This is a genomic window from Psychrobacillus sp. FSL K6-4615, assembly GCF_038008225.1.
GTDB lineage: Bacteria > Bacillota > Bacilli > Bacillales_A > Planococcaceae > Psychrobacillus > Psychrobacillus psychrotolerans.
Genome location: NZ_JBBOYQ010000001.1, coordinates 2,489,508 through 2,503,530 on the forward strand (window position 1 = coordinate 2,489,508; position 14,023 = coordinate 2,503,530).

Below are 14,023 nucleotides of genomic sequence, written 5' to 3' on the forward strand. Positions count from 1 at the left end.
ATGTCAAACACTTTTTTTAACTTTTTTTAAGTTGTTTGTATCTCGTTCCGAAGGACAAGTATTAATATACATCGTCTAGAAAGAAAAAGCAACCCTTTTTGTGAAAAAAACTTTAATATCTATTAAACTCTTGAATTGTTGAGCTCTTACAATCACTTAATAAGTTCTTCCAGAATAACTCATGAGAAATCTAGCCTTCTTATTTCGTTCATAAAAGACTACCAAACCTCTACAGCAAATTCAATCAGCGTGATTTCAAATATTAGTTTGACTAATAGAGCTCACCCTAAAGCAATAATGAAATAAGTTAGAAATTGATACATACGTCAGAACTTTATTTTAACATCTTCTATACTTATAATAGGAGATAACAAGAAATCTCCCAATCTACTACTATGCTTTTAGTTTAGTGCATCCACCTTAAGTATAAATTATCACTCTACAGATCTCCATATTTAATGTCCTTCTTAGATTAAATCGATTTGTAAAATATCTTCAACCCCTAAAGAATAAAGGAGGAGTTATCGATGGAATGGGTAAACTACTTGGATGATTATACTGAAATTACATTTAAATTAATCTTTGCTGCATTATTAAGTTTAATAATAGGTATAGAAAGGGAACTAAAAAAGAAACCTATTGGATTAAAGACAAGTATAGTGATTGCAACATTTAGTTGTCTCCTTACTTATATATCAATAGAAGCAGCTTACACCGCCATTCCGAATGATGCTATAAATATTACAATGGATCCTTTGCGTTTGGCAGCACAAATAGTAAGCGGTATAGGTTTTCTCGGTGCAGGAGTTATACTCCGTAAAGGTAATGATACTATAACTGGTTTAACAACCGCAGCTATGATTTGGGGAGCTGGCGGGATTGGTATAGCTGTAGGTGCTGGATTTTATATGGAATCCGCTCTTAGTGTAATTATTGTAATAATAGGAATTGAGTTAATCCCTCCCCTTCTAACAAAAGTAGGTCCAAAACGGCTGAGATCCAAGGAGCTATCTCTAACAGTTGTGGTAAGAAATCCAGAAAGCATTCCCAAAGTATATGACTATTTACAAGGAAGCGGTGTTTATATAGAAAGTATTCGCATTAAAGACGTCACTTTAGACAATAATACAATTAAACATGAAATGAATATGAGGTTATCAATAATCACTAAGAAAAATACTGCAGAATTTTACGCTACCATTAAAAAACAAAAATTTATCGAATCGGTAGATGTAGAATCTATTTAAAAAGGAGTAATCATATGGGAGAATTATTTAGGTTGTTAAAAGGTGGTAATAAGCCTTCATTATTAGCAGCAGTTGTAAATACTATTATTGCAATTTTAAAAGGTGGTGCGTTTTTCTTTACAGGAAATGTAGCTATGTTTGCAGAGATGATGCACTCCATTGGCGATGCAGCAAACCAATTCTTTGTTTATATTGGGTCATCCTTATCTAAGAAAGCCCCTACGCCAAGATTTCCAAATGGTTTTGGACGCTTAGTAAACCTCGTTTGCTTAGGCGCTGTAATTATTGTCGGAATTTTATCTTATGAAACAATTATAGAAGGTTGGCACCATATTCAACACCCGACTGAATCTACAGGTGTTGCCATTACCCTAAGCGTACTTGCTATTGCCATAATTTTGGAATTTGCCGTCTTATATAAAGCTGGAAAAGAGATTTTGCATGAAGTCGGGATTAAAGGAACCGCCTTTTCTCCATTAACAACAAGCTTTACTCACTTAAAGAGAGCTAAACCTGCAACAAAGCTTGTTTTTATGGAGGACTTAGTAGCAACAGCAGGAGGAATATTAGCGTTTGTGGCAGTTTTAATTTCCCACTTTACTGGTTTTTTACAAGCAGAAGGTATAGCTTCTATTATGATCGGTATTATGATGTTCTATGTGGTAGGGAAAGTATTCCTAGATAACGCTCGAGGCGCACTAGGGGAAACAGATGAACAAATGCTCACTCATATTGCTCATATTGTTTCTGAGAATCCGCATGTAAAGGATATTCAAAAGCTTGAAGTTATAAAAGAAGGTGAATATCTCCATGTGGAAATAATTATTGAGATAGATCCTCAATATTCTTTCGCCGAGGTGGACGATATTCAGGATAAAATTAAAGAACTTATTTTAAATCAACAAGGAGTAACAGATATTACAATCTCCTTTGATGAAGATGACGGAATCAGAACGTGGACTGAACATCGAGATCAACGTACCGTGTTAAAAACACGTGATTAGTGTTATCGAAAACAATATTAATAAGAAAACCACATGACGAATTTGAACTGCACCCCAATTGTTAGACAAAAATCTAACAATTGGAGGTGCTTTTCTTTTGTCGAAATTTACGGAAGAAGAAAAAGTAGAGTTTGTCAAAATATATTTAAATGGGGATGAAGGGCTTAAACCAGTCTCAAATATGGTAGGAGTTGATCATTCGGTATTACTAAACTGGATTAAGCAATATCAACATCATGGAGATGAAGCTTTTAAGAAACGCTGTACAAATTATACAGTGGAATATAAACTAGACGTACTCAATTACATGAACGAAAATGGGACGTCTATACGAGAAACAGCAGCAATTTTTAATATTCCAACTCACTCCACAATTTTGACATGGAAAAAGCAGTTGGAAGACATTGGAATTGACGCCCTTAAATCAAAGAAAAAGGGGCGTCCATTCATGAAAAACGAAAACGTAAAACAAGCTATTAAAAACAACACTCCAGCAGAAGGATCAGTGGAAGCGTTACAAGCAGAATTAGAACGCTTGCGTATGGAAAATGCGTATTTAAAAAAGTTGAATGCCTTAGTTCAAAACAAGGAAAAATCACCAAACAAGACAAAGCTCAAGTAGTCTATGAATTAAGGCATGAGTTTCCGGTGAAAGAATTAGTAAAGCTAGCAGAAATTCCTCGAAGTACCTATTATTTTTATGTAAAACAAATGGATAGAGTTGATCCAGATGCCGATTTAAAAGTAGAAATTAAAACGATTTATGAGGAACATGAAGGTCGTTATGGATATCGTCGTATTCGTGATGAATTAACCAATCGTGGGCAAAGAGTAAATCATAAAAAAATACAGCGAATTATGAAAGAGTTAGGTTTAAAATGCCTTGTGCGTATGAAAAAATATAAATCCTATAAAGGAACAGTTGGTAAAGTTGCGCCGAATATTTTAAATCGTCAATTCACAGCCGAGCAACCGAATGAAAAATGGGTTACAGATATTACAGAGTTTAAATTATTCGGAGAAAAGCTTTATCTGTCCCCTGTACTGGATTTATTTAATAGTGAAATCATTACCTATACAATCGGCTCTAAACCTACCTATTCACTTGTATCAGAAATGTTAGAGAAAGCATTTGAACGTCTCTCCGAAGAAGATGAGCTTCTCATGCATTCCGATCAAGGTTGGCATTATCAAATGAAACAGTATCGTCATGCTTTACAAAAAAGAAGCATCACGCAAAGTATGTCTCGTAAAGGGAACTGTTACGACAATTCAGTGATGGAGAATTTCTTTGGCATTATGAAATCAGAGTTTCTCTATTTAAAAGAATTTGAGAGTGTGGAACATTTTAAATTAGAACTAGAAAAATATATGGAGTACTATAATAACAAACGAATTAAGGCAAAATTAAAAGGCAAAAGTCCGATACAATACCGAACTCATGCCCAACAAGCAGCTTAATAAGTGTTAAATGATAAACGCGGTAGCGAAGCAAGCCACGACCTGCCCATCCATTTCTTCCTCGCTACGCTTCGGAAGAAATGGATGGGCAGGAAAAAGAATGACTTATTCGCTAAATCTTTTTATTCTCTCAAATATCAAATCAAATAATTATGTCTAACTTTTTGGGGTCACATCAATTCTGCCATGTGGTTTTCTTATTTCTTACTATTATAGACAAGCTGTTAAAATTGTTTTTGTATCTTCTTCATTTAACTTATGGAAATTACCATATTCTCCATAAACCATTGCTTTTTCTACCATCAAATCGATCTTGCTTTCATCTATATTGTAATCACCTAATGTAGAAGGTGCATTCAATGACTTCCAAAACGCTTCTAAGCGATCAATTCCTTCATACGCTACTTCTTCTACTGCTTTACCTTCAGAATTCACGTTAAAGACATTAATTGCAAGCTTAGCAAAACGCTGAGGATTTACTTTTACATTGTGACGCATCCATCTAGGGAAAACGATAGCTAATCCTCCACCGTGTGGAATGTCATAAACTGCTGAAATCGCGTGTTCTAAATTATGACTTGCCCAGTCCCCGTTGTACCCCATTTGTAGGAAGCCATTTAACCCTAATGTACCTGCAAATAGAATAGTTTCACGGTGCTCATAGTTTGTAAGGTCTTCTATGAGTTTTGGTCCTACTTCTATTACTGTACGAAGAGTACCTTCTATCATTTCATCTTGAACCGGTGTATTTGTCGCATTATTATAATATTGTTCGAACATATGAGACATCATATCCACTATTCCATAAACCGTTTGATCAAGAGGAACAGTGAACGTGTTTACTGGATCCAAAATAGAGAATTTAGGATAAACTAAAGGACTTCCCCATCCATACTTCTCTAGAGTTTCTTCATTAGTAATAACAGATCCAGAATTCATCTCTGAACCGGTTGCTGCAAGAGTTAAAATAGTTCCAAAAGGTAAAGCTTCTTGTGGAACCGCTTTACGTGAAACAAAGTCCCAAGCATCTCCGTCGTATTTAGCTGCAACTGCGATAAGTTTCGTACAATCAATTACGGAACCTCCACCAACTGCTAGCAAAACATCAATGCCTTCTTTTTTACAGATCTCTGCTCCCTTTCTAGCTGTGGATAGTCTAGGGTTTGGTTCCACCCCTGCAAGTTCAAAAACTTCCATTCCTGTTTCTTTTAATTCAGTCATAACGCTATCATATAAACCATTTTTCTTGATACTCCCCCCGCCGTAAACAACAAGGACTTTCTTTCCGTATAATGATAATTCCCCTTTTAACTTTAATAGTTGATCTTTACCAAATATCAATTTTACAGGGTTATAAAATGAAAAAGCATTCATTTGACATCCTCCTCTTTCCATACTTTCTTAATAATAAAAAAACCGCTTGTAAAAAACAAGCGGTTCACCTTACTAGTACTTCAATTATATTATACCCATCCACGGAAACGTGACGCTTCCGCAGTTTTACGTACACCTACCATGTAAGCAGCTAAACGCATATCGATATTACGAGTGGATGCCACTTCATAGATATTTGCGAATGCATCTACCATTTTCTTCACTAGTTTCTCATCTACTTCTTCTTCAGTCCAGTAATAACCTTGGTTATTTTGAACCCATTCAAAGTAAGAAACTGTTACACCACCAGCACTTGCTAAAACATCAGGAACTAATAGAATTCCTCTGTCATAAAGAATTTTTGTACCTTCTGTTGTAGTTGGTCCATTGGCAGCCTCTACTACGATCTTCGCTTTAATATTATGAGCGTTTTCAGCAGTAATTTGGTTCTCAATAGCAGCTGGAACTAAAATATCACAATCTAATTCTAATAACTCTTGGTTAGAAATCGTATTTTCAAATAGAGTTGTTACAGTACCAAAGCTATCACGACGATCCAATAGATAGTCAATATCTAGACCATTAGGATCATGTAAAGCTCCGTAAGCATCGGAAATAGCAATAACTTTTGCACCTTGATCACTCAAAAACTTAGCTAAGAAGCTTCCTGCATTACCAAAACCTTGGATAACAACGCGCGCTCCTTGCATATCAATATCACGTTTTTTTGCAGCTTCATTGATAATAATAGTAACACCTTGAGCAGTTGCACGGTCGCGTCCCTGTGAACCACCAAGTACAAGTGGTTTACCAGTGATGAAGCCTGGTGAATTGAATTGGTCCATACGACTATATTCATCCATCATCCATGCCATGATTTGAGCATTTGTAAATACGTCTGGAGCAGGAATGTCTTTTGTCGGTCCAACGATTTGTCCTACCGCACGTACATATCCACGGCTTAGACGTTCAATTTCTCCCATTGACATTTCGCGCGGATCACAAATAACTCCACCTTTACCTCCACCATAAGGAAGGTCCACAATACCAGCTTTTAATGTCATCCACATAGATAAAGCCTTCATTTCATCTGGTGTTACACCTGGATGAAAACGTACTCCACCTTTTGTAGGTCCAACAGCATCATTATGCTGTGAACGGTATCCAGTGAATACCTTTACTGTATTGTCATCCATGCGTACTGGAATTCGAACTTCTAGCATCCTTAGTGGTTCTTTCAAAAGGTCATACATTGCTTCGTCATAACCAAGTTTGTTCAGAGCCTCTTTAATTACAGCCTGAGTTGATGTAAACAGGTTTAAATTTTCAGCCATTTTATATTTTCGCCTCTTTAATATTTAATAATTTCTTCGGAACCATTGTAACATAGAATTGTTGATATTTGTCTAAAAATTATTATTTATTGAATACTTTCTGGATTCTTTCAATTGCCCAATCTAACTCTTCTTTTGAAATGATTAGAGGTGGAGCAAAACGAATTACTGTATCATGTGTTTCCTTACATAGTAAGCCTAATTCCTTAAGCTCTTCACAGAACGGGCGTGCGTCTTCTGTTAATTCCATTCCAATAAACAATCCACGACCGCGTACTTCTTTAATAGAAGAATGTTTAATTTCTTTCAATGCATCCATAAAGTAATTTCCTAGTTCTAGGGAACGAGCCGCTAATTTTTCATCTATCAACACGTCTAACGCTGCGATTGAAACCGCACATGCCATTGGGTTACCACCAAATGTAGACCCATGAGATCCCGGATTAAATACACTTAGAATTTCTTTGTTTGCAACGATACATGAGATTGGGAAAACTCCACCGCCTAATGCTTTTCCTAGTATATACATATCTGGATCTATTTCTTCCCATTCAGATGCGAACATTTTACCAGTACGGCAAAGACCAGCTTGGATTTCATCCGCGATAAATAAAACATTATTCTCGCGACATAATTCAAGCGCTGCCTTCATGAATCCAGCAGGTGGAATGATAATTCCAGCTTCCCCTTGAATTGGCTCAATTATAAATGCTGCCGTGTTAGGAGTAATTGCAGCTTTCAACGCTTCTAAATCACCATAAGGTATTAACTTAATACCTGGAAGCATTGGGCCAAATCCTCTTTTGTATTCAGGATCAGATGAAAGTGAAACCGCTCCCATAGTACGACCGTGGAAGTTTCCATTACATGCAATTACCTCTGCTTGGTCAGCTGCTACACCTTTTACATCATATGCCCATCTACGAGCTGCTTTAAATGCTGTTTCAACTGCTTCTGCTCCAGTATTCATTGGTAAGACCATGTCTTTACCTGTTAACTCACTAACTTTTTCATACCATGGACCTAATTGGTCATTGTGGAAAGCACGAGAAGTTAGAGTTACACGATCCGCTTGATCTTTTAACGCTTGAATAATCTTCGGATGACGATGTCCTTGGTTTACTGCCGAATAAGCAGAAAGCATATCCATATATTTGTTACCTTCAGGATCTTTTACCCAAACACCCTCTGCTTCAGATACTACTATTGGAAGTGGGTTATAGTTGTTTGCACCAAATTTATTCGTTTGTTCAATCATTTGCGATGAAATAGTCATGCTTTCATTACCCCTTTTTTTTAAAATGAAGGCAGACTTCAAACAAAGTCTGCCTTGGAAATTTTAAAGCATTTCAGATGTTGTTTTCGCTTGCATATGAAGTTGGACATAATCTGGTCCACCAGCTTTTGAATCTGTACCAGACATGTTAAATCCACCAAATGGTTGGTAACCAACAATAGCACCTGTACATCCACGGTTGAAGTATAGGTTCCCTACATGGAACTCTTCACGCGCTTTTTCTTGATTCAAACGATTATTTGTAATTACAGCACCTGTTAAACCGTACTCTGTATTGTTTGCTATTTCTAATGCCTCATCGAAATCTTTTGCTTTAGAAATACCAACAACTGGTCCGAAGATCTCTTCTTGCATAATACGTGCAGTTGGAGATAGGTCAGCAATGACAGTTGGTTGGATAAAGAATCCTTTAGAATCATCTCCTGTACCACCAGTAACCAAACGACCTTCTTCTTTACCAATTTCGATATAACTCATAATTTTTTTGAATGAAGCACCATCGATAACTGGACCAACAAAGTGCTCATCACTGTCAGGAATACCAACCGTTAAAGCGTTTGTTAATTCTTCTACTCTGTTCAACACTGTATCGTAAACGTCTTCTACGATTACTGCACGTGAACATGCAGAACATTTTTGACCACTGAAACCGAATGCAGACTTCACAATAGATTGAGCTGCTAATTCTAAATCAGCCTCTTTATCCACTACGATTGTGTCTTTCCCACCCATTTCAAGAATAGAACGTTTAATCCAAATTTGCCCTGGAGCTAATTTAGAAGATTTTTCTACTATTCCTAATCCAACATCACGAGAACCTGTGAAGCTGATTAGACGAGTGCGTGGATGTTCTACCATGAAATCACCAATTTCAGCACCAGAACCTGGGATGAAGTTTACTACTCCTGGAAGCATACCCGCCTCTTCTAATACTTCTACAAATTTATAAGAAACGACTGGAGTTGTGGAAGCTGGTTTTAATAGTACAGTATTACCTGCTACCATTGCCGCAACAGTAGTACCAGCCATGATTGCAAATGGGAAGTTCCAAGGTGAGATTACAACAGCAACACCTAGTGGAATATAGTTATATTGGTTATATTCACCTGGACGACTTTCAACTGGTGCACCATTTTTTAAACGTAACATTTCACGTCCGTAGTATTCTAAGAAGTCAATTCCTTCGGCAACTTCTACATCAGCTTCAACCCAAGTTTTACCCGCTTCTCTTGATAATAGAGCAGAGAACTCAAATTTACGACGACGAATGATAGCTGCTGCTTTGAAAAGAACGTCTGCACGTATTTCAGGTTTAACTTTTTTCCAAGTTTGGAATGTTTCATCAGCAATATCCATAGCCTTAGAAGCAATTTCTTGTGTAGCTTTAGAAACAGCACCAACTAATTCTTCTTTTTTTGCTGGATTATAAGATTTAATTTTTGCTTCTGTAGTAATACGTTCTCCACCAACGATTAATGGGAAATCATTTCCTAGGTATGCATCAACTACTTTGTATCCTTCTTGCATCGCTTTTTTATTTTCTTCTTTTGAAAAATCCGTGAATGGTTCATGTTTGTAAGGTATCAATTTAATATCCTCCTTCGATTTGGGTGCAAAAAAAATTTGCAGTTCTAATTAGTTTACATATATAATAATGCAAAAGATTGTTGCGTAATTCAAGTAAAAAATTCTAAAATGTGAAATATTTTTTTGAGGTGAGCCTTTTGGACGAACAAATAAAAGATTTTCTACCGTTTTATAAATTTGCTACCGAACAGGTAGCAGTTGGTATTCATGCCATTGACTTAACAGGCAAAACCATTATTTACAATGAAAAAATGAAAGAGATTGAAGGGCTAAATTTAACTGATGTTGTAGACCGTTCCATCTTCGAACTTTTCCAATTTGAACAACAAGAAAGTACATTGTTAAAAGTTTTGCATAGTGGCGAACCAGTATTACGAGCTAAACAGACCTACTGGAATCGTAATGGCCAAGAAATAACCACTATTAATGATACATACCCTATATGTCTTGAGGAAAAACTTATAGGAGCAGTGGAGTTTTCTCGCGATATTACTGCTCTAGAGAGACTAATTTATCAGCCTTTAAAGAGGTACAATGAATCGATTACCCTTTCTAGCATTACAGCAGTTTCATCAGAAATGCAAGATATATTAGAACGTTCTATTAAGGCGGCACATGTACGAATGCCTGTCCTTTTAGTTGGAGAAGCTGGAACGGGCAAGGAATTGATTGCTGAAGGAATTCACAACCAACTCTCCCCAGTAAACAAACAGTTTATCTCTCTATACTGTCATAGTTCGGATAGTTTTTTAATAAAAAAATTTCAAAAAGAGCTTTCTGATATGTCACACTGTACAATATTTTGTGAAAGAATTGATTTATTATCCCTCGAATTACAAAATGAACTTTTGCAAATTCTATCTGCAAATGAAGCAGGACAAAACCTTTATATAGCAAGTATTGGCGAGGACCCAGTAGATCTTATTTCTTCGAATAAGTTAAGCAAGGAACTATATTATTATTTTGCCCAGGTAACAATCAGTATTCCACCTTTGCGCAAACGTACAGAAGATATCCTTCCTTTTATGTATGATTATTTTAATCGCTATTTAAACCGTTATGGTTCCACTATAAAGGATATTGAAGAAGAAGTTGTTCAAGCTTTTTTAAAGTACGAATGGCCGGGTAATCTGAAAGAATTAGAACTGCTGCTAGATGAAATAAGTTCAATGGTAACTACTGAACAAGTATTGAAATTTGATATGTTACCTTTACACTTTAAGTTAAAGGTCCAGGATTTTAATGTGACTTCAGGAAAAGCAGAGGATTTTGTGATAACTTCCGATAAAGAATTGGTTCCTCTAGATGAATATTTACGATCCGCAGAAATGTATTACTTACAAAAAGCTTTAGATAAATTTGATGGCAATATAACTAAAGCTGCGGAAGCATTAGGCATGAGCCGTCAAAATTTACAATATCGAATACGGAAAATGAAGCGATAAGAGATTCTGCTTATACAAAAAAACAAGAATGAGTTCATATTTTTGAACAACATTCTTGCTTTTTTTATACATGAGGATAATCTCTGCGAGAGCTAACTCTTTTTATAGTGCTGATTTTTTGATCCAGTCCGCTAATTTTTCCTTTAACGAATTAAACCCTTCTTCATCATGTTCATCTATACGATCTTGAAGTGATTTCCGAGGTCTATCGTCACGTTTTGGTAGTGTCGGTTTTTCCTGGAGTTCTCTCATGGACAAGCTTATTTTACCAGCCTCATCGTCAATCTCTAGAATTTTCACCTCTACGCCTTGCCCTACAGTTAAAAATTCTTCCACTTCTTTTACATACCCGTATGTTATTTCTGAAATATGCACTAGACCCTGTGTTTGCTCATCTAAGCTTACAAAGGCTCCGTATGGTTGAATCCCTGTAACTTTACCCGTGACAACATCTCCTACCTTATAATTTTGAGTCATAATCCGTTCCTACTTTCTTATATACGATATAGTCATGTTAAATTATAACATAGTAGGAAGTATGACGGCAAAAATCACTGTGTCGGCATAAAAGGTGGTCTCCATCCATTTTCAGTTTGGATTAGCTGAAAGCCAATTACTTTATTATCCGCAAATTTACGGGTATCGAGATGTTTAGTTAAGGTAACTACTCCCTCTCCTTTGCCATGAGTATTGAATTCCATCGTTTTAAAATTAAGCCTAATATCTACTATAATCTGATGCTCCCCGTTCATGTATTCCTCTTTAGGTATTTGTGCCCACCCTTCATCTTTTATATACAATTCATACTGTGTTTCATAGTCGTTTAACTGAGCAGAATAATAATACAGCCCCACAATTTCCTCCGGTGACGCCACTGTTAAGACAGATTGGTCATGTGTTCCTGCAAATAACTTATATAAAGCATGCACACGTTGGACAAATTTATCGTCCACTGGAGTTGCATTACTTGTTAAATGATCCTCTTCTCCTTGAATTCTCCATATATCATCATTTTCCAGACGGAGAAGTATATCGTAGCTGACTTGACTTCCTTTTTCCTGTCCAATATAGGTTTTCAAATTATTATTGTCCGGGATTAAATACTCTTTGTTAAAGTATAGATTTTTTGCACTATCTCCAATAATATTTTGAAAAGTTGGATTCTCTAAAAATTCTGCTTTTTTATATTCATTTTTAAAATCACTAGTCATCAATTCCCACATCATTTCATGGTTATCTTGCCCATCAGCATAATGATACAAGAGCGTGATATCCATAGGTCCAGTTCCATGTAATACTAGGGGATTAAAGTTCTCATTGAACTTTTTATACAATTCATGAATTCCATACATTGTATAAGGAGTCTCTAAACTATTCTCCACTCCGTCAGGCAGTATAGAAATCCAGTCTAATTTGTTCGTTTCTAGTTTGTTATCCAAGGCTAAGAGATAATAATCTCTTAGTTGCTCAATGTCCAACAGTTTATAGTTCTCATTGTATGTCCAATCACTTGATTTCATTGAAGCAACGATAGGCTTCATCATTGTAGCTAATGGTGACACACCCGGAATATTTACTAGTGACTCCCATGCCATCTGGGTTTCAATATTTATTTTATTGTCATCATTTAATATTTCACCAATGTCTGATGGAAAAATAATTTTTTCTGCTAACTCAAAGTAATAATTTTCCCAGCGAGAATGTATTGCCGAACTTTCGCTTGAATTTAGTAATGTAAATTCTATGCTAGCTAAATAATATCCTAATTGAGATAGTTCTTGTTCCTCTAACAAAGTGGCTATCCCGTGACCTGGAATTAACTCATACATTCCTAAATAACGAGCCTCATTTTCATCTAAAATGGAGAAAAGGTCTCTTGTGAATAAGGCCCAATCAGGTATAATTCGAAATTCCGTTCCTTCCAAATTTACACCTAATTTCAATCCTTCTTTAGGCAAAACTTCGATCATGCTTTGTATTTCTTTTGAGAGATTATATCGATTGGCAATGAGTACATGCTCACTTAGTCTTCCCTCATGTTTGGCAACTTTAAGAGCATCTTCATTATCTCGTAGAATTTGCTCATAGTAGAAAACTAAATTCTCCGTTTTAGTAACAAAATCTTCTACAAAATAGGAGCTTTCTTTACTATTTATTTTACCTCTTTGTTTAGCCACTTCTATCATTTCAGAAGGAAGATTTAATCCTTCAATAGCCAAATCATATGCCTCTTGAATAGAAATATCATCATTTTTCCCTTCTAAAGTCCCTGGGGCAATTTGGGAGGAAAAAATATTATCAGCGTACTGAACAAAATCTAATGTAGTAAACTCCGCATCATTCATCTGAAGAATTTTTTGACGTTTTAATCGTTCGTCTTTATAACGGCTTTTAAATTTTTCTATATCTTCATCGCTGTAGTTTTCATCACTAGTTGTTGTATTATCTGAATCGGTTAGATATGTTGTTCCTAAAAGTCCAATCCCTAACACACTTGCTACGCTCACTGCCCATACGGTAATTCGTTGCCGCTTTGATCCTCTGATTTTCTTTTCTATCGGAGGAACATTATTCTCATTTTCTATTTTTGTTAAAATTTCACCGGGATCAATAGATGAGGGCAATCGATCATAGGATGATTTTAAAAGATTTAAACGTTCTTCTAATTGTTTATCGTCCATGCTTGACTCCTCCATTCACTTGTATAGCAGATTTTAATAATGCTTTTGCTCGCATTAACCGTATTTTTATCGTAGATAAGGGTACATTTAATACTTCTGCAATTTGTTCATATGATAATTCATGAAAGTAAAACATAATAATAGGATGACGATATTTTTCATCTAGTGCTTGGATAGCATTATGGAGATGCCGGTCTTCCTCAAACACTAAAACTCGTTCCTCCGCTGATTTCGTTGTATAATTTAATCCGACTTCTACGTGCAATTTCTGTTCCTTTTCCTTTTCTTTCGTTTCTTTTCTGTAGTAATCCCTTGCAGTATTTAAGGTGATTTTATATAACCACGTCGTAAACCGTTCACGCTGAAATTGATGTAAGAACCTATATAGCTTCACAAATACCTCTTGAGTAACATCTGGAATGTCATGAACTTGAACACCACACTGAAATGCAAATTTTTCAACGGTTCTATGATGTATATGTATGAGTTCTGTATATGCGGTTTTGTCCCCTTTTTGCGCTCTTTCTATTAACTCGATCTCTAACATATTCCTCCCTCTCTCTCTAGTGCTCTAATGATGATACGAAAGATTA

General features: G+C 35.9%; 11 protein-coding genes. 4 read left to right on the forward strand and 7 right to left on the reverse strand.

What is annotated here, in order from left to right:
- Positions 1–527 precede the first annotated feature (527 nt).
- From MKX53_RS12460 to MKX53_RS12470, 3 genes are all read left to right on the forward strand, one after another.
- Complete coding sequence (locus tag MKX53_RS12460) at positions 528–1,247, forward strand: MgtC/SapB family protein (protein ID WP_093537815.1); 720 nt, start codon at positions 528–530, stop codon at positions 1,245–1,247.
- A gap of 14 nt (positions 1,248–1,261) precedes the next feature.
- The gene (locus MKX53_RS12465) at positions 1,262–2,251 is read left to right on the forward strand and encodes a cation diffusion facilitator family transporter (protein ID WP_093537814.1); all 990 of its coding nucleotides are present in this window, start codon (positions 1,262–1,264) and stop codon (positions 2,249–2,251) included.
- 97 nt (positions 2,252–2,348) lie between these two features.
- A protein-coding gene (locus tag MKX53_RS12470; protein WP_340909071.1) for an IS3 family transposase occupies positions 2,349–3,712 on the forward strand; the annotation gives its coding sequence in 2 pieces (ribosomal slippage) (positions 2,349–2,808 and positions 2,808–3,712; 1,365 coding nt in all).
- A 210-nt stretch (positions 3,713–3,922) separates the two neighbouring features.
- Here MKX53_RS12470 and MKX53_RS12475 read toward each other — a convergent pair.
- From MKX53_RS12475 to pruA, 4 genes are all read right to left on the reverse strand, one after another.
- A complete protein-coding gene (locus tag MKX53_RS12475; RefSeq protein ID WP_340911621.1) occupies positions 3,923–5,086 on the reverse strand; it encodes an iron-containing alcohol dehydrogenase in 1,164 nt (387 codons plus the stop codon).
- 89 nt (positions 5,087–5,175) lie between these two features.
- Positions 5,176–6,420 (reverse strand): Glu/Leu/Phe/Val family dehydrogenase, encoded by a 1,245-nt coding sequence (locus MKX53_RS12480; RefSeq protein WP_093537812.1) that lies wholly within the window; start codon positions 6,418–6,420, stop codon positions 5,176–5,178.
- Positions 6,421–6,502: 82 nt separating this feature from the next.
- Entirely contained in the window at positions 6,503–7,696 is a 1,194-nt protein-coding gene (locus MKX53_RS12485) for an ornithine--oxo-acid transaminase (RefSeq protein ID WP_340911624.1), read from the reverse strand.
- A 63-nt stretch (positions 7,697–7,759) separates the two neighbouring features.
- A complete protein-coding gene (gene pruA, locus MKX53_RS12490; RefSeq protein ID WP_340911627.1) occupies positions 7,760–9,304 on the reverse strand; it encodes an L-glutamate gamma-semialdehyde dehydrogenase in 1,545 nt (514 codons plus the stop codon).
- 128 nt (positions 9,305–9,432) lie between these two features.
- Here pruA and MKX53_RS12495 point away from each other — a divergent pair, with 128 nt between their 5' ends.
- On the forward strand, positions 9,433–10,749 hold the full coding sequence (locus MKX53_RS12495) for a sigma 54-interacting transcriptional regulator (protein ID WP_322788093.1): 1,317 nt from the start codon (positions 9,433–9,435) through the stop codon (positions 10,747–10,749).
- A 102-nt stretch (positions 10,750–10,851) separates the two neighbouring features.
- On the opposite strand, the gene yugI is transcribed toward MKX53_RS12495, so the two are convergent.
- The 3 genes from yugI to MKX53_RS12510 form a co-directional block, all read right to left on the reverse strand.
- Positions 10,852–11,226 carry a S1 domain-containing post-transcriptional regulator GSP13 gene (gene yugI, locus MKX53_RS12500; RefSeq protein ID WP_093537808.1) on the reverse strand — a complete coding sequence of 125 codons (375 nt, stop codon included), beginning with the start codon at positions 11,224–11,226 and terminating at the stop codon, positions 10,852–10,854.
- 74 nt (positions 11,227–11,300) lie between these two features.
- Entirely contained in the window at positions 11,301–13,430 is a 2,130-nt protein-coding gene (locus MKX53_RS12505) for a hypothetical protein (RefSeq protein ID WP_340911632.1), read from the reverse strand.
- Entirely contained in the window at positions 13,420–13,977 is a 558-nt protein-coding gene (locus MKX53_RS12510) for an RNA polymerase sigma factor (protein ID WP_340911635.1), read from the reverse strand. Before MKX53_RS12510 ends, MKX53_RS12505 begins: the two co-directional genes overlap by 11 nt.
- Between the last annotated feature and the right edge of the window lie 46 nt (positions 13,978–14,023).

Bases quoted from the DNA above. Each gene is read 5' to 3' on its own strand.
- MKX53_RS12510 (WP_340911635.1), bottom strand. From the start codon at position 13,977: ATGTTAGAGATCGAGTTAATAGAAAGAGCGCAAAAAGGGGACAAAACC.
- MKX53_RS12480 (WP_093537812.1), bottom strand. From the start codon at position 6,420: ATGGCTGAAAATTTAAACCTGTTTACATCAACTCAGGCTGTAATTAAA.
- MKX53_RS12475 (WP_340911621.1), bottom strand. From the start codon at position 5,086: ATGAATGCTTTTTCATTTTATAACCCTGTAAAATTGATATTTGGTAAA.
- MKX53_RS12460 (WP_093537815.1), top strand. From the start codon at position 528: ATGGAATGGGTAAACTACTTGGATGATTATACTGAAATTACATTTAAA.
- MKX53_RS12505 (WP_340911632.1), bottom strand. From the start codon at position 13,430: ATGGACGATAAACAATTAGAAGAACGTTTAAATCTTTTAAAATCATCC.
- MKX53_RS12485 (WP_340911624.1), bottom strand. From the start codon at position 7,696: ATGACTATTTCATCGCAAATGATTGAACAAACGAATAAATTTGGTGCA.
- MKX53_RS12465 (WP_093537814.1), top strand. From the start codon at position 1,262: ATGGGAGAATTATTTAGGTTGTTAAAAGGTGGTAATAAGCCTTCATTA.
- yugI (WP_093537808.1), bottom strand. From the start codon at position 11,226: ATGACTCAAAATTATAAGGTAGGAGATGTTGTCACGGGTAAAGTTACA.